20 protein-coding genes and 3 tRNA genes are annotated in these 21,648 nt (G+C 66.5%); 11 read left to right on the forward strand and 12 right to left on the reverse strand.

The window, feature by feature from the left end; all coding sequences use genetic code 11:
- Positions 1-75 precede the first annotated feature (75 nt).
- The 3 genes from A37U_RS46165 to A37U_RS46170 are packed head-to-tail and all read right to left on the reverse strand — an operon-like array spanning position 76 to position 3,487.
- On the reverse strand, positions 76-972 hold the full coding sequence (locus tag A37U_RS46165; protein WP_020500445.1) for a serine hydrolase: 897 nt from the start codon (positions 970-972) through the stop codon (positions 76-78).
- Positions 969-2,564, reverse strand: a complete 1,596-nt coding sequence (locus tag A37U_RS0130380) for an N-acyl-D-amino-acid deacylase family protein (protein ID WP_020500446.1) — start codon at positions 2,562-2,564, stop codon at positions 969-971. Before A37U_RS0130380 ends, A37U_RS46165 begins: the two co-directional genes overlap by 4 nt.
- 14 nt (positions 2,565-2,578) lie before the next feature.
- Entirely contained in the window at positions 2,579-3,487 is a 909-nt protein-coding gene (locus A37U_RS46170) for a hypothetical protein (RefSeq protein WP_020500447.1), read from the reverse strand.
- A 599-nt stretch (positions 3,488-4,086) separates the two neighbouring features.
- Here A37U_RS46170 and A37U_RS0130390 point away from each other — a divergent pair.
- Positions 4,087-5,118 (forward strand): Lrp/AsnC family transcriptional regulator, encoded by a 1,032-nt coding sequence (locus A37U_RS0130390; RefSeq protein WP_020500449.1) that lies wholly within the window; start codon positions 4,087-4,089, stop codon positions 5,116-5,118.
- A gap of 563 nt (positions 5,119-5,681) precedes the next feature.
- Here A37U_RS0130390 and A37U_RS0130395 read toward each other — a convergent pair.
- Positions 5,682-5,754 (reverse strand) — tRNA-Lys (locus A37U_RS0130395).
- Positions 5,755-6,166: 412 nt separating this feature from the next.
- Positions 6,167-6,240: transfer RNA gene (locus tag A37U_RS0130405), tRNA-Gly, on the reverse strand.
- 68 nt (positions 6,241-6,308) lie between these two features.
- On the opposite strand from A37U_RS0130405, the gene A37U_RS0130410 reads away from it, so the two are divergent.
- Positions 6,309-6,382 (forward strand) — tRNA-Pro (locus tag A37U_RS0130410).
- Positions 6,383-6,485: 103 nt separating this feature from the next.
- A complete protein-coding gene (locus A37U_RS46175; protein WP_020500451.1) occupies positions 6,486-7,244 on the forward strand; it encodes a tyrosine-type recombinase/integrase in 759 nt (252 codons plus the stop codon).
- 430 nt (positions 7,245-7,674) lie between these two features.
- Here the strand turns inward: A37U_RS46175 and A37U_RS0130425 are convergent, their stop codons facing one another.
- Both A37U_RS0130425 and A37U_RS0130430 read right to left on the reverse strand, forming a co-directional pair.
- Positions 7,675-8,175: a nucleoside deaminase gene (locus A37U_RS0130425; protein WP_020500453.1), complete on the reverse strand. Its 501-nt coding sequence runs from the start codon at positions 8,173-8,175 to the stop codon at positions 7,675-7,677.
- Between the two features lie 57 nt (positions 8,176-8,232).
- Complete coding sequence (locus A37U_RS0130430; protein ID WP_020500454.1) at positions 8,233-8,730, reverse strand: nucleoside deaminase; 498 nt, start codon at positions 8,728-8,730, stop codon at positions 8,233-8,235.
- Positions 8,731-8,849: 119 nt separating this feature from the next.
- Between A37U_RS0130430 and cynR the strand changes: the two genes are divergently transcribed.
- The 5 genes from cynR (at position 8,850) to A37U_RS46180 (ending at position 13,712) form a co-directional block, all read left to right on the forward strand.
- On the forward strand, positions 8,850-9,746 hold the full coding sequence (gene cynR / locus A37U_RS0130435; protein ID WP_026197760.1) for a transcriptional regulator CynR: 897 nt from the start codon (positions 8,850-8,852) through the stop codon (positions 9,744-9,746).
- Between the two features lie 620 nt (positions 9,747-10,366).
- Positions 10,367-10,564 (forward strand): hypothetical protein, encoded by a 198-nt coding sequence (locus tag A37U_RS0130440; RefSeq protein WP_020500456.1) that lies wholly within the window; start codon positions 10,367-10,369, stop codon positions 10,562-10,564.
- Positions 10,561-11,751, forward strand: coding sequence for an acyl-CoA dehydrogenase family protein (locus tag A37U_RS0130445; RefSeq protein ID WP_063712855.1), 1,191 nt, complete (start codon positions 10,561-10,563; stop codon positions 11,749-11,751). Before A37U_RS0130440 ends, A37U_RS0130445 begins: the two co-directional genes overlap by 4 nt.
- 27 nt (positions 11,752-11,778) lie before the next feature.
- Positions 11,779-12,648: a VOC family protein gene (locus A37U_RS0130450; protein WP_020500458.1), complete on the forward strand. Its 870-nt coding sequence runs from the start codon at positions 11,779-11,781 to the stop codon at positions 12,646-12,648.
- A gap of 272 nt (positions 12,649-12,920) precedes the next feature.
- Positions 12,921-13,712: an IclR family transcriptional regulator gene (locus tag A37U_RS46180; protein ID WP_169526963.1), complete on the forward strand. Its 792-nt coding sequence runs from the start codon at positions 12,921-12,923 to the stop codon at positions 13,710-13,712.
- A gap of 159 nt (positions 13,713-13,871) precedes the next feature.
- Here the strand turns inward: A37U_RS46180 and A37U_RS0130465 are convergent, their stop codons facing one another.
- The 3 genes from A37U_RS0130465 to A37U_RS0130475 all read right to left on the reverse strand — a co-directional run bounded on the left by A37U_RS0130465 (position 13,872) and on the right by A37U_RS0130475 (position 16,242).
- On the reverse strand, positions 13,872-14,651 hold the full coding sequence (locus tag A37U_RS0130465; protein ID WP_020500461.1) for a hypothetical protein: 780 nt from the start codon (positions 14,649-14,651) through the stop codon (positions 13,872-13,874).
- Between the two features lie 119 nt (positions 14,652-14,770).
- Complete coding sequence (locus A37U_RS46185) at positions 14,771-15,712, reverse strand: TIGR03619 family F420-dependent LLM class oxidoreductase (RefSeq protein ID WP_020500462.1); 942 nt, start codon at positions 15,710-15,712, stop codon at positions 14,771-14,773.
- A gap of 5 nt (positions 15,713-15,717) precedes the next feature.
- Positions 15,718-16,242, reverse strand: coding sequence for a nuclear transport factor 2 family protein (locus A37U_RS0130475; RefSeq protein ID WP_157183121.1), 525 nt, complete (start codon positions 16,240-16,242; stop codon positions 15,718-15,720).
- A 187-nt stretch (positions 16,243-16,429) separates the two neighbouring features.
- Between A37U_RS0130475 and A37U_RS0130480 the strand changes: the two genes are divergently transcribed.
- Positions 16,430-17,317, forward strand: coding sequence for an LLM class F420-dependent oxidoreductase (locus tag A37U_RS0130480; protein WP_026197761.1), 888 nt, complete (start codon positions 16,430-16,432; stop codon positions 17,315-17,317).
- Between the two features lie 344 nt (positions 17,318-17,661).
- Here A37U_RS0130480 and A37U_RS0130485 read toward each other — a convergent pair whose 3' ends face one another.
- Positions 17,662-18,708, reverse strand: a complete 1,047-nt coding sequence (locus A37U_RS0130485) for an SMP-30/gluconolactonase/LRE family protein (RefSeq protein ID WP_020500465.1) — start codon at positions 18,706-18,708, stop codon at positions 17,662-17,664.
- 423 nt (positions 18,709-19,131) lie between these two features.
- Here A37U_RS0130485 and A37U_RS0130490 point away from each other — a divergent pair, with 423 nt between their 5' ends.
- The gene (locus tag A37U_RS0130490; RefSeq protein ID WP_020500466.1) at positions 19,132-19,896 is read left to right on the forward strand and encodes a crotonase/enoyl-CoA hydratase family protein; all 765 of its coding nucleotides are present in this window, start codon (positions 19,132-19,134) and stop codon (positions 19,894-19,896) included.
- A 231-nt stretch (positions 19,897-20,127) separates the two neighbouring features.
- Positions 20,128-20,376, forward strand: a complete 249-nt coding sequence (locus A37U_RS0130495) for a hypothetical protein (RefSeq protein ID WP_020500467.1) — start codon at positions 20,128-20,130, stop codon at positions 20,374-20,376.
- Positions 20,377-20,744: 368 nt separating this feature from the next.
- Here A37U_RS0130495 and A37U_RS0130500 read toward each other — a convergent pair whose 3' ends face one another.
- Positions 20,745-21,494, reverse strand: coding sequence for an SDR family NAD(P)-dependent oxidoreductase (locus tag A37U_RS0130500; protein WP_020500468.1), 750 nt, complete (start codon positions 21,492-21,494; stop codon positions 20,745-20,747).
- Positions 21,495-21,648 lie beyond the last annotated feature (154 nt).

A 21,648-nucleotide genomic window follows, 5' to 3' on the forward strand; every position in this document is an offset into this window, starting at 1 on the left:
CCTCCGCTTCCTGCACGTCGCCAAAAGGCACAGGTTATCGGCGATCCCGGATACATCGGCCCCGAGGTGACGCGGCTAACGCGCGCCGCGCTGAGTGAAGTCCCACACCGCGCGGGCCATCCGGTGCACCGCGTCGGTCCCGGCGGCCGTCGTGCCCCGGGTGGTGAACACGACCAGCACCTCGGAACCGGGCACGAGATAGTAGCCCGCGTCGTGGGTGACGAGATCGTCCAGGGTCCCGGTCTTGTGCGCGACGGGCGCACCGGGCGGAAGCGCGGCGGGAATCAGCTCGTTCAGCCGCTGATCGCGCAGGAACCCCAGGGCGATGGCGCGGGCGGGCCCGGCGAGCAGCCGCCCGTCCCACAGAGCACGCAGCAGCTTCGCGATATCGGCCGCGTCCAGGTAGTTCTCCTTCCCGTGCTGCTGCGCCTCGGTGTCCATCATCTTGCGCTGCAGGACGGTGGCGTGCAGCCCGAGCGAGCGGATCAGCGCGTTCACCGGGCCGAATCCGATCCGGTCGATCAGCAGGTTCGTCGCGGTGTTGTCGCTGTAGATGATCATGTACCTGGCCAGCCGGTGCAGGCTGACGTCCTGGGGCAGCTTCTCGTGCTGCAACTGCCCGGTGCCGCCGACCACATCGGAGCGGTCCACGCGCACCCGTTCGGCGAGCGAGAGCTCTCCGCGCTCGGCCATCCGCAGCAGTTCGGCCAGGATCGGCAGTTTGATCACGCTGGCCGAGGGCATCCTGGTCCGCGCGCGGAATTCGATGCGCTGCCGGTGTCCTCCCGCGGCGAGGTTCTGCACCGAGACCCCGACCTGGGCCTCCGTGGTGTGCGCGATCGCGGCCAGCCGCGCGCGCAGCGGTGCCCAGTCCCCCGCGCCGTGCCCGGGGGGCGCCGCGACGGACGGCGCCGCGGTCGCGAGCACCCCGAGACAGGTGAGCAGGACGGCCAGGGTTCGTGCTCGCCTCATCGCTGCTCCCGTCGTCCGGACTTGCGCAATACCGTGCCGCGTCTGCCGCCGAGTTCGCCACCGATGAGCGCGAATTGCCCGCCGAGCAGCACGTGTTCGGTGCCGCGCGCATAGGCGAGCGGGTGCGCGTAGCTCGCGGTGTCGACGATGGTCTCCGGGTCGAACACGGTGATGTCCGCGATCTTCCCCTCGGCGAGGATTCCCCGTTCGGCGAGCCCGATCCGCGCGGCGGGCAGCGAAGTCAGTTTCCGCACCGCCTCGCTCAGGCCGAGCACCCCGCGATCCCGGTGGTATCGGCCGATCGCGCGGGCGAAGGTACCGAAATGCCGCGGATGCGGGTGCCCGGCGTTATGCACGTCGAGCACCCAGCCGTCGCTGACGATGGCACTGCGCTCATACCCGAGCACGATGTCCACATCGGACTCGGCCATGGCGTGGTTGACGATCCACACGTTCCCCTCGTGCGCGGCCAGGATGTCCAGCGCGGTCTCGGCCGGTGGACGGCCCCGTTCCCCGGCGATCGTGGCGAGCGTGGCACCGATCCGGTCTGCGTAGGGGCCTTCGGGCAGCGCTGCGAGCACGGTTGCCTCGGGCAGGAAGGTGCGCCCGGTCTTCGCGGTCAGTTCCGCGGCGATGCGCGTATAGCTTTCCTCGTCCCGCAAGCGGTTCACCAGTCCGGCGAACCCGCCGTCGAGTGCCCAGTTCGGCAGCCGCGAGCTCAGCCGGGTGGAAGACGCCGCGTAGGGATACACATCGCAGGCCACGTCGATTCCCTCGGCGCGCGCGGATTCGATGCGGCGCAAGGCATCGGACACCTTGCCGTGATTGGCCGGTCCCATCGCCTTGAGGTGCGAGACCTGCAACCGCACCCCGCTGCGCCGCGCCGTCCCGATGGCCTCGTCCACCGCATCGAGCAGCGCGTCCCCCTCATCGCGCATGTGCGTGCTGTAGAGCAGATCGTACGCGGCGGCCTCGGTGGCCAGGGCGACCACTTCCTCGGTCGCCGCGAAGGATCCGGGCGCGTAGATCAGCCCGGTGGAGAGCCCGAACGCGCCCTGGTGCGCCGCCTCGGCGAGCAGCTCCCGCATGAACCCGAGCTCCTCCGCGGTGAGCTCGCGGTGTTCGGTTCCCGCCGCGGCCACCCGCAGCGCCGCGTGCCCGACCATGGGCGCGAGGTTCACCGCGGGGCCGGCGGCCCCGATCGCCGTCGCGAACCCCGCGAAATCCGGCCAGGTCAGTTCCGCCTCAGCGCTGACCTCCCGGGCCATGATCGCGGTGAGCGCCGCGTCCCGCCCGCCCACCGAGGGAAACGGGGAACTGCCGCAGTTTCCCGTGACGATCGTGGTGACCCCTTGGCGCACATAGGATTCCGCGCCCGGATGCACCGTGATGGTGAAGTCGGCGTGCGAATGCAGGTCGATGAACCCGGGCGCGAGCACCAGTCCCGAGCAGTCGAGCACGGTATGCGCGTCCGTCCGGCCCACATCGCCGATCAGGGCGATCCGGTCACCCGAGACGGCGAGATCGGCCCTGCGCGGCGGATTTCCGGTCCCATCCACCACGGTTGCACCGCGCAGCAGCACATCGAACACGATTCGGTTTCTCCCTACAGTAGAACGAACAGGATCAGCAGATACATCACCGCGGCCGGGATGAGCAGTACCCAGCCGACCGAGAGCATGGTGCGCAGCCTGGTGGACTCGGCGAATCCGAGCACCGACATCATGTTGGCGTTCGGGAACGGTCCGTAGGTGTCCGCCTTGGAACCCCACAGATAGGTGACCGCCCAGGCGGCCGGGGTGATCCCGAGACTGGTGCCCAGCGCCCCGAACACCTTGTTCAGCAACACGACGTGCGCCGCCGTGGCCCCGGGAACCCCGAGCCAGCCGAGTAGCGCGACCCCGGCGGCGAAGCCGAGCGCGGGCAGGTCGTGCAGCGTCGGGCCGAAATGCGCGAGCAGCACATCATAGGGCTTGAGCTCGTTCACGATCTCGAAGAACGCCGAGAGCATCCAGAACAGCAGAAAGGTCTCGATCATCCGGCCACCGCCCCGGCAGATCGCCGCGACCGCCGCATCGGCGCGCAGCCCACCGGCGAGTGCGGTGACCACGGCCAATACCGGGAGCGCGACAAGCGGGAAAGTTGTGCCCGATCCGGAGACCGTGGCATAGCCGACGGCAAGCACCAGCGCGATACCGAACACGATGCTCGCGCGCCTGCTGTGCTCTCCGGAGCTCTGTTCGCCGGAGTCACCGGCCAGTTCCGGGGCGTAGAAGTCGTCGCCCCGTTCGACCGCGCGCCGTTGCACCCGCGGCACGATCAGCAGCGAGAGCAGGATCGAGAGCACCGCCAGCGGTCCCGCGGCGACCAGCACATAGGTGCCGTAGTCCACTGTGGACGCGTCCAGGATCGCGATGTTCGAACCCGCGAACGGGGCGAGCGCGAGACCGGCGCAGCCGCCGAGGAACATCATGCTCGCGGTGGCCGAGCGGGTGAATCCGGCGCGGGCGAGCACCGGGAGCACGATCGGCGCGGCGATCGCGAGCGCCCCCCGCGAGGGTGCCGAGCGCGAACACCAGTACCAGACAGGCCGCCATCACGCCGAGTTGCAATGCGATCGCGCTGTCCTTGCGCACCATGCGCAGGATTCCGCGCACGATCACATCCGCGACCCCGGTCACCCGCAGCACCTCGCCGAGACCGGCACCGAGCACCACGATCAGCCCGATCATGGTGACGCTGTCCCCGAGCGAGTGCCCGAGCAGTTCACCGACCCCGGACGGCGAGCGCTGATCGAGCAGAATCCCGGAGAGCAGCGCGAAAACCGTGGCCAGCAGCAGGTTCATCCCCGAAAGGGAGAGCACCGCGTAGAGCACCACCGGCGCGAGCCCCCACACCGTCGGGGTGTGCACGAGCGCGCCCAGCACCGCACTGCCGATCAGCGCGGCGAGCGCGATGCCGTAGCGCATCAGCGCCGCGGTCGATCGGCTTGTCCGCATTGACATCCGCACTCCAAGTCGGCCGGGTGTTCGGAACCGGGTCCGGCCCGCCGAACAGCCTTGGTGAGCCGAGCGCCACCTTGTCCAGAATGCCGGAAACCGTCACCATGACCGGATGAGCGCAGTATCCGTGCGGGATTCCGTCGACGAGGTGGACCTGGCGTTGATCAATGCCGTGCAGGTGCGGCCGCGGGCATCCTGGTCCACCCTCGGGCGTGCGCTCGAACTCGACCCGGCAACCGCGGCACGGCGCTGGGAACGGTTGCACGCCGCCGGTCTCTCCTGGGTCACCTGCGTGGTCGGGCCCGCGCGGCATACCGATTTCTGCATGGCCTATGTGGAGATCGGGTGCGCACCGGGACAGCTCGACGCCGTGGCGAACACCCTGGCCGCGCACCGGATCGTGCGCTACGTGCATCAGCTCAGCGGTCCGTACGGGCTGCTCATCGTGCTCGCCAGGCGCTCACCCGCGCTGATCTCCGAATTCCTGCGGGATACCGTCGATCCGCTCCCCGGGGTTCACTGCTGGCAGGCCGAGCTGCGCACCGTCGGGTACAGCGAGGCGAGCAGCTGGCGACTGCGCAGCCTGTCCCCGGCACAACGGCACGCCCTCGATCCGGCACGGAACGACACCGCCGCACCCACCCGCATCGATGCGACCGATCAGCGGATCTACCGGCTGCTGCACGAGGACGGGCGGATGCCGTTCACCGAGCTCGCCGAACGCGCCGAGATCAGCGAGCCCACCGCGCGGCGCAGGCTCAACCGATTGCTGGACAACCGCTATCTGCGGCTGCGCTGCGATATGGCGCAGTCCATCTCCGGTTATCCGGTCACCGCCGTCATCCGGGCGAGCGTCGCCCCGGAACGGCTCGACGAGATCGCGCGATCGCTGGCCACCTGGGCCCAGCTGCGGCTGTGCTGCGCGCTGACCGGGGAACGCAACCTGTTGCTCATGGTCTGGCTGCGGGCACTGCACGAACTGCCCCGGTTCGAGGCCGAGATCACCGAGCGCACGCCGGGGCTGCGCATCGTGGACCGCGCGACCTGCCTGCACACCGTCAAACAGATGGGCAGGCTGCTCGATATCGAGGGGCGCAGCATCGGCAACGTCCCGCCCGATCAGGAAAGCTTCCCGGTGCGCTGACCGCCCGTCGCGGTGCCGTGTCGTGCCCGGCCGGGGACCACACCACCAAAGTCGAGCCGCGCGCGAAGAACTCGATACCAGCACCCCGAATTCGATATCGTTTTCCCGCATATACGTGGTCGCTTTCGTTTCCGCATATTCGGCCGGTTCATCCGCACTGGTTCCCTTGAGGGAAAACACTGGCCCGCATAAGAGCGCGCCTTGCCGTAATCCGTCCCGACCCCTTGTTTTCACGGCACGGCCCGATTGATCCGCGTCCGTGAACAACAGCGCATCCGCCTTCCTTTTTCACTCAGCGAGGCGATCCGCGCTTTTGCCCAGGATTCGCTTCCCGCCGCGCTCACCGGATCATCCGGGCACTCCTCCGAACTCGCACAACCATAACGATCACGGCGGCTGACGGCGTATATCGAACCCCACTTGACGAACCGACTCATGTCATCATCTCCGCGAATCCGCCGGTTCATCGCCAAAGCCTCAGTGCCCCGAAAGAAAACCCCCGAAAGACGGCGCTCCGCAATGCGAGAAACCCCCAAACCGGTCGGTTTGGGGGTTTCTCACTGTGCGCCGTCAGGGACTCGAACCCCGAACCCGCTGGTTAAGAGCCAGCTGCTCTGCCAATTGAGCTAACGGCGCCTGCTGGACCTACTGTCCCGCGAACGAAAAAACTCTAGCACGGTCCGAACCGGGGTCATTCACCGGGGGTCCCGGTTCATGTCCTTGCCCGGGAGGTGGTGGGCACCGGGCATCATCGGTCAAGAGCCGAGCCTGGCCACCAGCACGGAATCGACCGGCGCCACACTGCCGACGGCCGCACGCAGGATGTGGCCATGCTCGGCACGCACGGCGCTGATCGTCTTCACGGGGCCCGGCACCGGCCCGTCCCGATCAGTGGGCCCGTCCAGACCCTGACGGACTGCGAGCTCACCGCCGCGGCGTACCGAGGATCGGCTCCACCGCGCGCCGGACCTCGCGCGGCAGCCCTGCACGGCACGATCGCGACACAGCGCAGCGCCCCCACCGGCTGATGGGGGCGCTGCTGCCTGCATGGAGCGGCTGACGGGAATCGAACCCGCGTAGCTAGTTTGGAAGACTAGGGCTCTACCATTGAGCTACAGCCGCATGCACCCTCGGAAGGGCACATGCCCGATCATAACGTGTCCACGGTAGGCTGTTCACCGGGACCCACACGGGACGTGGCGCAGCTTGGTAGCGCATCCGCTTTGGGAGCGGAGGGTCGCAGGTTCAAATCCTGTCGTCCCGACAGCATGGCCGTGACCAGCGAAAACACCTCGCCGGTCACGGCTTTTCTCGTGCGCGGGAGTGAGCACAGCGCTCAGTGACACTCCGCTCGAGAGGTTTTGGACATGCGTACTGAGGTCCCCGAACCGTTCCTGTCGCTCATCAAAGAGTGGTGTCGATCACTCCGCAGCGAAGGGAAGAGTCCCCGCACGATCCGGGGCTATCGTGACGCTGCGTGTTGGTTCCATGCATGGCTCGCCGACGACGAGGACGCCCCTGCCGAGCCGCGCGATGTTCAGACATCACAGGCGCGTGCCTGGATCGCCCACCGCATCGAGACGACCAGCCTCGGCAACGCGAACAACAACTACCGCGCCCTCCAACAGTGGTTCAACTGGCTGCTGGCCGAGGACGAAATCGACGTTCATCCGATGGCGCGAATGAAACCACCGAAGGTGCCGGAGCAGCCTGTCCCGGTCGTCTCCGACACGCTGATGAAACGCGTCCTCGACGGTTGCAAGGGCCGCGACCTCCGCGCCCGCAGAGACGAGGCGATCATCCGGTTGTACTGGGACACCGGGGCACGACTGTCCGAGATCGCCAACCTCGATCTCGACGACCTGGATCTCGAAGTCGACGTCATCCGTGTCGTGGGAAAGGGCGGCAAACCCCGGGCAATCCCCTTCTCCACGAAAACCGGACAAGCACTCTCCCGCTACCTACGAGTACGCAAACAACACCCACAAGCCGACTTGGTGTCAGCACTCTGGCTCAGCGATCGCGGCCGCGGGCCCCTCCAAGCCAACGGCATCAAGCTGATCATCCGCCGCCACGAACGAGCCCACGCCGCAGCACGACGCTTCAGACTCGGGAACCACCTATGAACCGTTGTCCAGCACGCCCATCGTCGACGGCAACGCGCGCTGGACAAGGTGCGAAGAGATTCCTTCGAAGACATCGACCCGACATGCCCCCGCCGGTGAACGCATCGAACGCGCCCGACAGACACGCCTCGCCGACTATGCCAGAATGAACCATCTCAGCTCGCTGCGTCGGCGGAATCGCGCACGCCAATGGATTCTCCCCAGCACTGTGCCGTTTTGACATCGCCGGGATCACGGCGTGCGGCGGCCACCAGAAAACTGGGATCGATCAGCACCCGCGGGAAGAACAGAAAGCCAGCTCCGGGAACACCCGGATCCGGCCGTTACCGGCGAAAAACGGTGCACCGCCGACCATGATCACCACGGGCACCACCGCCAGGGCCCACTGCGGGTGTCTGTTAATTCTCGGTTCGCGGCCCGCGTTCGCCGGTCACGGTGCGTTCGGTGCGGAACCGGGTTTCCGGCCGTGGAAACGGCGGTGCATATCGTGTATCCGTTCAGCGATCTCGGGGACCGGACCGCTGACCTCCACACCGGGCACGACGGCCTTGATCGGCAGCGCCCGTACTGGCGCGGCCGGCACCGACAGCTCAGCCAGCCAGTTCGCCAGCTGCTCGGCCGAACTCGCGTAGACGATGCGACCGAGACCGGCCCAGCCGTGCGCGGCGGCGCACATGGGGCAGTGCTCACCCGAGGTGTAGACGGTGGAGCTCGCGCGCTGGCCGGGCGTGAGATTGTTCGCCGCCCAGCGCGCCAGTTCGAACTCCGGATGACGCGTACGGTCTCCACTCGACACTCGGTTGCGGTCCTCGAACAACACCTCGCCGTCCTCGGCGACCAGGAGCGATCCGAACGGTTCATCACCGGCCGCGAGGGACTCGGCCGCCAATTCGACGCAACGGTTCAGGTACCGCAATTCGGTTGCGCTCATCAGCGTACGGCCCTCCCAATGGGGACAATGGGGATTTTACCGGAAACGGACGGATCTTCAGGCGGTCGGCGCATCCGCCACATGCCGCTCACCGCCGTTGCGCTGCTGCCACCGCCGGTAGACCTCGACGGCCGACTCACGCGGTGCATAGCGCATCGGCAACCGGCGTTCGGTGTAGTCCTTGGCGAACTCGTCGTAGAAGGTACCCAGCTCGAAGTACTTCCGGTCATCCACATAGTGCGGCTCATAGGCAGCACGCGTGGTCAGGAAGACGACCTCATCCGGGCTGCAGTAATAAAGGGCCCCCAGACACATCGGGCAAGGCTGGGCCAGCACATAGATGGTGCATCCGGTCAGATGCTCCGTGCCGAGGCCGGTACACGCCTCCCGGACCGCGAGTATCTCGGCGTGCGCGGTGGGATCGTGGGTCTGCGCGACCTTATTCGCGCACTCGGCGAGAACAGCGCCGTCCCGCTCGATGACCGTCGCGAAGGGGCGCCCTCTGGCTTCGACATTCCGGCGGGCAAGGTCGATCGTGCGCTGAATGAAGTCCATGATTCCTCGATCGCGTGGGTAATTCGCATGCTCCGACGCGTCCCAGCCTGCAGCAACCGAGCTATAGTGTCCAAGACGAAGAACTCATGATCACCATTGGTATCACCTATAGTCCTCGCATGAGACCGGAACTGCGGCACCTGCGCTACCTGCTCGCCGTCGCCGAGCACGCCAACTTCACCCGCGCCGCCGAAGCGCTGCGGGTCTCCCAACCGACGCTGTCCCAACAGATCGGGCAGCTCGAGCGGGCACTGGGCGCACCACTGCTGGACCGCACCGGAAAGACCGTGCGCCTGACCGACACCGGCGAAACCTACCTCCGCTACGTCCGAGCGGCGCTACGCGATCTGGCGGCAGGGGAACGCGCCGTTGCCGACGTCCAAGACCTCACCAGCGGACACCTGCGCCTGGCGATGACTCCCACGTTCACGGCGTACCTGCTGGGGCCTGTCCTCACCGCATTCCACGAGCACCACCCCGGACTGAGCCTCGACGTGCGGGAATTCACCCAAGACCACATCGAGGCCGCCCTGCTCGCCGACGAACTCGACCTGGGCATCGCCTTCCGGGGCCCACACCCGAGCGGCATCGAGAGCACCGAACTCTACGAGGAGTCCCTCGATCTGGTCGTCGGCCCCCATCACCCGTACGCGGGCCGCACCGGCAGCCTCCCGGTCAGCGAAGTCAGCAGCAACCGGCTGGCCCTGCTCAGCACCGAGTTCGCCACCCGCCGCGAGATCGACGCCTACTTCGCCGAACACCGGACACAGACACACCTCGCGGTCGAGGCCAACTCCGTGACCGCACTGACCGAGGCTGTCGGCCACACCGAACTGGCCACCATCCTGCCCGACGCCATCACCCGCGACCACCCCGAGCTCTACCCGGTGCGGCTCGACCCGGCCATCCCCACCCGCACCGTATGCCTACTCCACCGGAAAAACGCCTACCACAGCGCGGCTTCCCGTGCCTTCGAACGAATCGTGCACCGATACGACCCGTACCGGCCGACCTGACGCGGTGCAGATCACGAACCAGCAGATCGATGCGTCCGGTGCCGACGACGGAATCTCTTACAGGCGCAGGATCGTGGCGAGCAGTCGCGGTGAGCGCCCGATCGCCTCGGTGGCGGACTCCCCCGGGATGGCGCAGCCATCAGTCCGAGCACGAGGGCGGTGTCCATCCATACCCGGGGCGATGCGTCCAGGTCCGGCAGGTCGGCCGGTTCACGTCCCGAGAACCAGGTGCGGATCCCGGGGAGTGGGCAGCTCTGCAAGGCGCAGCCGGTACCGACGAGCGGTCCGGTGCGCTGTCCCGCCACCGGGCGAGGAGCGGTCGTTGAGGGCTGTCCAGTCGTGTAGCCGGGGTTCGAGTGCGGTGACCCGCCGGTTCCGCGCGCAACGGCCCGTCCCCGAAGTGCTGGTCACCGAGACCGTGATCGGGCGGCACATGCCGATACCGCACAGGAACCGGAAACGAAGTGCCCCAGAGCGGCGTGCTCTCCACCAGGATCCGGCACCTCGCGTCCGGGCCGAGTCACCCGTATCCCGATGAGTGGGAGACACGCTGGCAGGGGACGCGGCTCGGTCATAACGTCTTCGTTGTCGCGGCACGACGAGGAGAGGGCTGGTCGCGCATGACACTGGTCGACAGCCCACCGGAGCACACCGCCCGCGAACCCGGCGGTGGCGCGGCACTTCACGGCCACCGCACCAGCCACCGGCTCGTGGCCGATTCCGATCTGGCGAACCGGTTCTCACCGCAGCCAGCACCGAACGAGTGCCGCATGGCGGTGAGGACCACCAGCCGCACCCTGACGAGCCGCACGAAATGAGAGACGATTACATGTACCCGACACATCCCGTCCTCGACGCCATCGCCGAGTATGCCGAAGAGCTGCGGCGCCTGGAAACGGAATCCATCGAGCTGCGCAAGCTCGCCCCGGAGATCGTCAAGCGATTCCGCGAAATCGGCGTCATGCGACTCTTACAACCCGGACGGTACGGTGGAATGGAGGCGGATCCGAGAGTTTTCAACGAGGCCATGTACGCCATCTCCCGCGCTTCGAGCTCGGCGGGCTGGGTGACCGGCGTGGTGGGTGTCCACGCCTGGCACATCGGCCTGTTCGACGACCGGGCTCAGCGCGAGGTCCTCGGCGAAAACCCGGACACCTGGTTGAGTTCTTCCTATGGACCGGCCGGAAAGGCCAAACGTGTCAAGGGCGGGCACGTGCTGACCGGCCGCTGGGGTTTCTCCTCCGGCAGTGACTACTGCGACTGGGTTTTCGTCGGCGGCCTCGTCACCGACGAGGCCGGTGGGCCACCGGAATATCGGCACTTCCTGCTTCCCCGTCCGGACTACGAGATCGTGGACGTGTGGCACGCGTCCGGACTGGTCGGCACCGGTAGCAACGACATCGTGGTGAGTGAACAGTTCGTGCCGGATCACCGGTCGCTCAACGTCTCCGACACGATGGAGCGCAACGTTCCCGGAAAGGAGATCAACACCTCGCCGATCTACAACCTGCCTTGGTTCGGCGTGCTGCTCAATTCGGTGGTCGTCCCGTTGATCGGGATGGCGTCCACCGCGCTGGATGAAGCACTCCAGATACACCGGACCAAGGTCTCCGCCAATCCGGCCATGGTGCCCAATGATCTGACGCTGACCCGGTTCGCCGAGGCATCCGGGGCGGTCGATCTCGCCCGGGATCTGTTACTGCGCAACCTCGGCGACCTGTACGACACCGCGTGCGCAGAACAAGGACCGACGCTCGCTCAGCGGATGCGCGGCAAGCGCGATCACATGGTCGCGGTCGAGCTCGCGGTTTCCGCGGTCGACAAGGCATACCAGAGTGGCGGACCGAGGTCGATCTGGAATACCAGCCTGATCCAGCAGCTGTGGCGGGACGTGCACGCCGGTCAGCACCATGCGATGAACCTCCCGGACGGCGCCTATCCGGTCTACGGCCGGTACCTGCTTCAAGGTGAAGCCATTCTGCCCAACATCGTCGGCGCCTTCTGACCGGCAACAGATTGGAAAGGACCGATCATGCCCATCCACTCACTCGGCTATCTCCGACTGAACGTGACCGACATTCCGGCCTGGCGGAGATTCGCCGGGGAATTCCTTGCCATGCAGGAGGTTTCCGGATCGACCGAGGGAGCACTGCACTACCGCATCGACAGCTTCCACCACCGTCTCGCACTGATCCCTGCCGAAACCCCCGGGCTCGCGGCAGCCGCTTTCCAGGTCACCGACTCCCGGGATCTCGACCGGATGGTCACCGAACTGGAAACGGCCGGATCGACCGTCACCCGAGGCAGCAAAGAGGACTGCGAGCTCCGGCAGGTCAGTGGCTTCGTTTCCTTGACCGATCCCGGTGGCAACCCGATCGAACTCTTCCACGGGCCACGGTTCGACCACTCGGTTCCCGTCACGCCAGGAGTCTCCGCGTTCGTCACCGGCGACCTCGGGATGGGCCATATCATCCTGAACATGGCCGATGTCGAAGCAGGCTACCGGTTCTACGTCGACCTGCTCGGCTTCAGTGAACGAAATACGACCGAGTCGCCCGACGGGACGCTCTATTTCCTCGGCTGCAACGCCCGCCAGCACACCCTCGGGCTGGCTCCGGCCGCCGGCCCCGGACTGCTGCATTTCATGTTCGAAGGCGTGAACCTCGACGACGTCGGGCGGGCATTGGACCGTGCATACCGATACGAGGTGCCGATGATGCAGTCGCTGGGGCGGCACACCAACGACAATATGGTCTCGTTCTACGTCTGGTCCCCGGACCTGCACGCGGTCGAGTTCGGCTATGACGGCGAGCGGGTCGATCCGGACACGCCGAGCTATGACATCACCGAGGGCGCGTTCTGGGGCCACCATTTCACTCCGCCGCCCTCCCCCACCGGGTGAACCGGCGGCGGCGGTGGACGACGCGATGACCCGGTTCTCGCATCACGGCACCGGAGCTGATCCGGATTCGGTGGCCGATGCCCCGATCCTGCTCAGTGAGAACGGTCCAGCAGTCGCGGCGGTCGTGTCCTAGATTGCCAGCAGAAGACTCCTCACGAGTGCCGGCTCGGTGGTGCTTCCACCGTCGGCCCGGAGTTGCCGCACAACACCTTGTGCGACGGGACGCGGAAAGGGCCGGCATGGGAAAGCGGGAACCGGCGGCACCGGTATCGATGATCGACCGTGTAGTCGACATCCTTGATTCATTCCTGGTCCCGGGAGGTCTGACGCTGGCCCAGGTCGTCGGCAGGACCGGGCTGCCGCGTTCCTCGGCACACCGGATCCTCGATCAGCTGGTCCGGACAGGTTGGTTGCGGCGTGACGAGTTCGTCTACCACCTGGGCGCCAGGGTGCGCGATCTCGGCGCCATCGCCGCGCATGAGCAGGAACTGCGGGCGGCCGCCGCACCGCACCTGCGGGAGTTGCACGCTTCGACCGGGCTGGCAGCACAACTGTCCCTATTGGACGGTTCCGATATCGCCCTGCTGGACAACGTCGCCGGGCGGTTCACCGCGCGGGTATCCGGCCGCGCCGGTGATCGATTCCCCGCCGTGCACACCGCTGCGGGCAAGGCGATGCTCGGATTCGCCACCGACGCCGTGGCCGAAGCCGTGCTGGCAACGCCGGGCGTCGAGGTAGCCCGGACGCGCGCGGAACTCCGGGCAGTGCGGGCCTGTGGCATCGCCTTCGATCGGGAGGAAGCGCTGCACGGCATCGGCAGCGTGGCGGCGCCCCTGACCGCGCCCGGTGCCCGGCCGGCGGCGATCGCGGTGAGCGGGCCGATACAGCACCTCGACATGAAGAGACTCGTCTCGCCGGTGCGCGCCGCAGCCCACAAGATCACCTGCGCGTTGAGCTGTTCTCCCTCGGCAGAAACCATCGGCTACGTGGACTGCAGCTGGCCGGTCTATCCCCGGCATCACCTGCACCCGCTCAACGACGAGAACGGCACCACCGTGGCCTAACCGAAGTAGTCAGCGACGCGACACCGGACCGGGTACCGCGGCCGCTGTCTCGGGCCAGCGGAAAACCCTTGACCTGAACGGAAAATCGAACGAAGACAAAACCCGCTGCGCACATTCATGGTACGCAACGGGTTGCTCGGTCGACGGCTCGCGGCCCGTTCAGCCAGCCGGGCGCGGCACCGCAGCGAACGGCACCACCGTAGCCAACGGTGCGGCGAACAGCACCTCCTCGGCACTGCCAGGTCCGCTTCCCCCGCCCTGCGCCTCGTGCTCGGCGATCGCCGCAGCGGTCTCGATCGGATCCTCGTCCAGGTACAGCACCCGCGCGCGCACTTCCCCCTCTGCCCAGACACGCGGCTCGCCTCCCTCCGGCCAGAACGGATCCTTCGACTGCGTCAGGCGAAACGTCCAGCCACCCATCACCCCGGGTACGTCCAATAATTCGGGCAGGTGTTCCCGGTCGTACCAGCGGTACAGTTCGTGGGCCTCCGCGCCGAGCGGATCGGCGATCCTGGACAGCGTCACGTGCACACCGCGGTTGGGGCAGTAGGGCAGGACGTCCTCGGAAACCAGCGTACGTGCGGCGACGTATCCCTTCAGCGGCGCGAAGAATCCCATGAAGCGACGCACCACGCTCGGAACGGCCGGTCCTCTTCCCCAGTGCACCGAGTCGATGGCGAGCCGGTCCCATTCGGCAATGCTGCGCTCGTATGGCGCGCGGAACCAGTACATCGTCATGGAATCGACACCGGAAAAGCCGTCGGTGCACCGTTCCACCGAATCGGCATCCGCCAGCCTGGTCCAGCGATCCCCCCACGCTACGCCGGGAAGCGCGCGGTTTTCCGGCAGATGGTCGTACAACTGCCAATCGTGATAAACGGGCAGATATTTCGGATCCGTAACATCCACGAACGAAAAGAAGGCGCGCTCGGAGAACATCGAAACCTCTTCATGTGCGGAATAAACAGCGAATGCTTGCGAGGTATCTTATCGCGGATTCGACTTCGGGCCAAGTGCGCACCGGCCCCGGAGGCCAGCGCCAGCCGGCCTGGCGGGGTTCACCGCGCGGCGTGAACCTCCGGCATCACCGCTTCAGCGAACCAGCGCAGGAAATCGAGATACTCGGTGATGGAACCGATCGCCGCGGGCGCTTCGATCACGGTTCTGGTGATCCCGATCGTCCGGTATTCTCCGGCATAAGCCTCGATCAACCGGTCCCGCTCGGCCGTCAGCCCGGCGGCACTCATGTCCGCGAATGCCGTGGGCAACACGGCGCCACCAGGTGGTGTCAGCCAGTTGACATCGAAGGTCTCCGCTTTTCCGTCGAAATCCTGCTGCGAGCGCAGATAGTCCAGCAGCGGCGGGATTTCCTCGATACCGAGGCCGGTCGGGTTCGGCTGCCACCCATCATACCGAGCGGCGCGGCGCAGCGCCGGTTTGGAATTGCCGCCGATACAGATCGGCGGGCGGGGACGCTGCACGGGCCTGGGTTCGACGGCAAGTCCGGTGATCGTGAAATGATTCCCGTGGTACTCGGGCATGGAGTCGCTCCACAACGTGGTCAGCGCAGCCAGACTCTCATCGGTGATCCTGCCGCGTTCGGCGAACGGCACGCCGAGAGCCACGAATTCCTGTTCGGCATGGCCGACGCCTACCGATATGTTCAGTCGTCCACCGGACAGCACATCGATCGTCGACAGCGCCTTGGCCAACCGGAGCGGATGATGGTACGGGAGCACGAGGACCGCGGTGTCCAGCCGGATGCGGCGCGTCGCGGCAGCGGCGAAAGCCATGACCGACAACGCGTCCTGCCAGTACGCGCCGAGCCGTGGAACCTCGAATTGCGGCACACCGAGATGTTCGGAGACCGAGACCGTGTCATAGCCCAGCGCATCGATCTCGCCGAGGAGATGACGGAATCCGTCCGCGTCGAGTTCCCCCGCCCAATCATATTTTCCGGGAAGCCGATTGGTCCCCGGAAGGATGATGTCGAATTTCATGACGGTCACCTTTCCACGGCCGACGGCCAGCCGGGCAGTCGATAGAGCGGATCGGCACTCGATGGATGTCCACTCGGACCTTCGCCCTCCTTGTGCCGGAACAGACCAGCGTCGCTGCGGGTCCAATCCCTCGTGGCCAACCGCTCGGCGATCCGCCACTGGCCGCTTCGCCGTTCCATCCGGTCTATATAACGGAATCCCGTGGTGAAATCGTGGTCCGGTTCCCCGCCAAGGACAGCCCGGTGCGTGGCTGTGCCGTACGACTCGCACCGGGCCGCATCGCCGTCCAGTTCCACGAGCTGCTGCCCGATGAGATGGTGCGTTCCCGCGAAGCGCCGCAGAATTTCGCTCAGCCAGGCGATGTACGCCTCGATGTCTCCGGTGAATCCGGTGTGCCGGTCGATGGCATCCGGGTGGTAACACGTCCGGAGCAGGTCGAAATCGCGCCGGTCCACGGCCCGGCAGTAGCGGAACACGACTTCGGTGATCTGCTGGCGATCGATCAGTTCGGAAAGCTGCTTTGGAGTCACGACAACCACTTGCCCCTTCCGCCGGTGAGCATCGCGCAGATCGGCGTGCGTGCGTGGGATGCGTCGCCGCGCCTATCCGCCACGCGGCCCGTTTCGCTAGACTACCAACCAGACGCTTGGTCTCATAGGAGTTTCCCGGACTCGGACGCAGCAATCCGTTCGCAATCGACGAAAGAAGGCCGACAACATGGCAGTGAGGATGGGCGTCAATACGCCGATCGTGCTGCACGTCCCGGACCGCAACTCCGAATGGGAGCAGACGGCGGGAATCGCAGAGGTGGTGCGCATCGCCGAACGAGCCGACGAATTGGGCTATGACTTTCTGACCTGTAGCGATCACGTCGGCGTTCCACAAGGCTCACCGTCTCCGATGATGGGCGGAATGCGCGGAACCCGTTACTGGGATCCACTGGCCACGTTGTCGTATCTAGCCGCCCGCACTCGAGGAATTCGGCTGTGCACCAACGTTCTCGTCCTCGGCTACCATCATCCGCTCGCGATCGCCAAACGGTTCGGCACCCTGGACATGCTCAGCGGCGGGCGGCTGATTCTCGGTGTCGGTGTCGGCAGCACGGCCGAGGAATTCGCCGTACTCGGTGCCCCGTTCGACGACCGGGGACCGCGCGCCGACGACGCGATCGGTGCCCTCCGTGCGGCGATGTCCGAGCGGCTGCCATCCTATGACGGCCGGTATTACCGGTTCTCCGGACTGGTGATCGAACCTCACGCGGTGCAGCGAGAAGTGCCGATCTGGGTGGGCGGCAACACCCGGCGGTCCGTACGGCGGGCCACCGAGCTCGCCGACGGCTGGCTGCCCGCGGCACTGTCCCCCGAACAGCTGCGCACCAGGCTCGAACAGCATCCACCGTCCGGACCACGATTCGAGGTCGTCGTCAGTACCACCGAAGCGCTCGATCCGGTGGGCGACCCCGATGGTGCCCTCCGGACGGTCACCGCGCTCGAGGAGGCTGGTGCGACCACCGTCCTGCCCCGCCTGCTGCACCATTCCGAGCAGCACTATCTCGAAGGATTGCAGGCGCTGGCCGAGCTCTCCTGTTTCGTGCCGCGGCCATGAGGACCGGTGCCCGCCACGGCGGCCGAGCCCGGGTGACCGCCCCGTGTTCGGTGATCCTGCTGCTGAAGCGCACCAGGGTGTCGTGATACCGGGGCGTGCGGCTCGGCACCTCCGCGCACCCGTTTCTCCGGAACTCTCTACGGGTGCCACCGACGTCATCATGCGCCCCCTGCCCGTGCGACGCGCGTGATCGCCCATCCGCTGCCTCACCGAACCGGACGAGGTGAGCGCCCGGACGTGGCAGCCCAGCCGTGGTTCGGTGTGCGGTGCATCAACGTGGTGCACGGGTACTCTCGGCGAGGGAAGCCCTGGGTGGCACACCGAGACATCGCCCGGTCCGGCGATCACCGATGTGAGAACGGAATCGTGCCGGGCGCCAGCGCCTGGAAGCGGTACAGCTGCGACGCCCCGGAACCACCACCGGTCGTGATGTAGCCTGCGCGCTCACCAGGTTTGATCACGACATTCGAAACCTTGTATCCGTCCGGTAGCGAAGGCAGCGCGACTCGTCCGATGATCTTGCCGAGCTTGTTGATGACGACCAGTTCCTTGCTCGCCAGTTCGGCCTGATAGACATTACCCGCGGAATCGACCGTATTCGAATCGGCGCCGGAACCGTCCAGATTCGCCATGACCCGCGGATAACCGGAAAACCGCGTGGTGTCCATCGTGCCGTCCGGATTGAGCCCGATCTGATCGACACGGTTGGCCTGCAGCTCACCGACCCAGATCTGGTCTCCCTCGGGCGACAACGAGATTCCGTTCGGCCTCGCCAGTCCGGCGGTGACCTGGTCCAGCGCTCCATTCGGCTGCAGCCGGTAGACACCACCGACCGGGTCGGCAAGTGTCCCGTCGAACGAAGTGAAATAGAGATTTCCCTTCTTGTCGAATACCATATCGTCCGGATAGACCGGCGAACCGTGATAGTCCTCGACCACTGTGCGCATCCCGGTCCCGTCCCGATTCATGCGCATGATCCTGCCGTTCACCAGATCCGCCAGGTAGACCGAACCGTCCCGATCGACCGCGATACCGGAGAACACGCTTGTCTTGTCGCGGTAGAGCGGCACGCTCTTGCGGGTGGACATGTCCAGTTTGAACACCCGGTTGCCATCGGCGTCGCCGCCGACGCTCACCCAGTACAGGTTGCCACTCCGGTCGAATCGCGGGGCTTCGGCGAACGGCTCGGCGTCCGCCTTGCTCGGCTGTTCCAGCGTGGCATACGGCCGGGCCACCAGAGTGACTCGATCATTATGCACCGCACCGGAACCCGGCTCGCCCATCGCGCGGTCGGCATGGCCGCCGAACACGTACGAGGCCGCGAAACCGGCCACGACCGCGGCGGCGAGTACGCTGGTGCGCCGCCCACGAGAACGCCATCGAGAATTCATGTATACCGCCCATCGTCATCGTTTTCAGGGGTTTGCCCGCACTGGCCAGACCGCACGATCCGGATCGCCGGTGGACGTGATTCACCGGCCGGGGCTGGAACCTTTTCCGTGTCCTGCGCGGCACCCGAACCTCCCCGCCGGGTGATGTCCGGGTGAACCCGGCGCGACAGGGTGCGCGGGCCGTATCGGAATGGGGTGACACCACCCGAAAACTGGCGGTGTCAACGTCCCGCATGCCATGATCGCCTCGGCGCACCGGCGAATCACCTCGCACATCCGGGCGGGGGGCGAACGGGAGCCGAGCACGAACGCTCGTGACGGAAACCGAGCGGCCTTCGCGAAAAGAATCGAGGAGTTACCATTGGCGGACGAGACAAAGTGCCGGAAATGGACCATCGGCGATCGAACAACCGGCCGGTTCGCATGACCGGCCGACAGGACGCCACGGTCCTCGTGGAACGCCGTGGTCGAATACTGCTCGTGACGCTGAATCGCCCGTCGGCGCGCAATGCCATCGACGGCGCCGTGGCGGAAGAACTGGCGGCGGCCGCGCGTGAACTGGACAGCGACCCGGAGCTTTCGGTCGGCGTGCTCACCGGGACGGGGCAGGACTTCTGCGCCGGTATGGACCTGAAAGCCTTCGCCCGCAAGGAAGACATGAGTCCGGTCGTGCGCTTCATCCGCGAGGGGACCCGCAAGCCGCTCATCGCCGCCGTCGAAGGCCACGCCGTCGCGGGTGGTCTCGAGCTGGTACTCGCCTGTGATCTGGTGGTCGCCGCGTCCGACGCCCGGATGGGAATTCCCGAAGCGACCGTCGGCCTGTTCGCCGCCGGTGGCGGGCTGCTGAGGCTTCCCGATCGCATCGGGTCGAGCCTGGCGCTGCAGATGGCGCTGACCGGGGACCCGGTTTCCGCCGAACGGGCATACGCCGCCGGTTTCCTCGCTCGGCTGGCCGAACCCGGAGAAGCGGAACAGGAGGCGCTGCGCTTGGCTGAGCGAGTGGCACACAACGCGCCACTCGGTATCGCCGCGTCCAAGGAGCTGATCCGTGCGGGCCGCGGTATGACGGAGGCACAGTTCTGGGCGTACCAGGCACCGCTGCGCGATCAGGTGTTCACATCCGGGGATGCCCGGGAAGGTCCACGGGCCTTCGCGGAGAAACGTCCGCCCCGCTGGACCGGAACCTAGGCGGACGAACGAGATGACCGGCCGCCTCCGGTGCTGAACCGTTGTGCGGCAACGCATTCCGGAACCACCTCGCGCGGAGTTCTTCGGCATGCCCGAAGACGCGGCGGTGCGCTCACCGATCGACCGTGGGCGCACCGAACTCAATTCGACCGGGGTGCGGGAGGCGGGCAGGGCCGCCACGCAGACCTGTTCGCCCGACAGCCCGGCAACGGCCGGATCGGCGATGGCCGGATGGCCAGCCAGGCTCAGCAGCACCGGATTCGCCGGGCACGCGACGATATCGCCGTGTCGCACGCCTCGCCTGTGCCAGGCGGCGGCCATCCGGTTCGCACTGCTGTCGAGTTCGACGAAGCGGATCGACTCACCGGCCAGGGTCGCGGCGGGCGCGTCCGGATGGATGCGCAGACCACGATCGAGCAGGTCCCCGATCAGCATCCGCATAGCGCCTCCCGGTTCCGTCAGGTTCCCGATTGGGCGTGACTATCCGTCCCCGGCACCGCGGCATCGGAGCCCGTTCGCCGAGTCACGCGACCGGACCGTGTCAGTCACCGCTTCCCTGTGTCGGCCCGATTTAAGTGTACTCTATTCAGGCGATCAGGTTCAATGAACCGAGTCGGGCATGGTCGGCAAAGCACCCGAAGCCGCCGGGTCCGTACACCATAATCTGACGATATTCGCCCATTTCCATTAAAATGGTGCCATCCGCGGCTGCCGCTGGACATGGCCGAGACCGAGGTGATCTTCCTACCGCCAGTCGGTCCGACCAAAAATAAGTATACTCTTCTTTGTACCGGCAGGAAGCGAGACGGCAACGGGGCGACCGCCCCGGTTCCCCGGATGTGCCCGGGTCAGGCGGTCATTCCGCCGTCGATCACGAAATCCTGCCCGGTGCAGTACGAGCTCGCCGCACTGATCAGGAAGGCCACCAGGGCGCTTGCCTCCTCAGGGGCACCCGGCCGGGAGATCGGGATGGTCGCCACCGCGCCGCCGCCCGCGCGTGTTTCCTCGGTGATCATCTGGGTGTCCATCGCGCCGGGACAGATCGTGTTGACTCGGATCCCGTACCGGCCCAGCTCGGCCGCCGCCGACCGGCTCAGCCCCCGGACCGCCCATTTGGACGCCGAGTAGAGCGCGGCCGTCGAATAGCCCCGGATACCGGCTACCGAGGCTATGTTCACCACGGCGCCACCATGTTCGCGCATCAACGGGAAGACCGCCTGCATCCCGTTCACGGCACCGAGTACGTTCACCCGCATCTCCAGATCGAACAGGCGCTCATCGGATTCCAGCAGCGAAACCGGCTCGTAGACGCCGGCATTGTTGACCAGTGCGTCGATCCGGCCATACCGGCGCCCGATCTCCTCGACGACCGCCGTCCACTGTTCCCGATCCGTGACATCGAGCCCGAGGCCGAGCGCCGCCGAGCCCGCTTCGTTCAGTCGCGCGGCGGCCGATTCGGCGGCACCGGCGGCGAGATCGGCGAGCACCACCCGGGCTCCGCTGTCGGCCAGCACCCGTGCGTGTGCCGCACCGAGTCCGCCGCCTCCGCCGGTGATCAGCACTACCTTGTCATCGAGATCGATGATGGGTTTCGCCATCTGCCCTCCACTCACTGACAAATGTTCGGTGAGACCGCGGTCGCAGCATCTTCCGAGCCGAAGGAGAGCAGCGAACGGGGCCTGGGGCGGCGTGGACACACACCGGAGCCGCCGCTTTCCATGATCACGGGAGAAACAGGCGATCGGCCACCGG

It is taken from the genome of Sciscionella marina DSM 45152, from assembly GCF_000379465.1.
In the GTDB taxonomy this organism is placed as follows: Bacteria; Actinomycetota; Actinomycetes; order Mycobacteriales; family Pseudonocardiaceae; genus Sciscionella; species Sciscionella marina.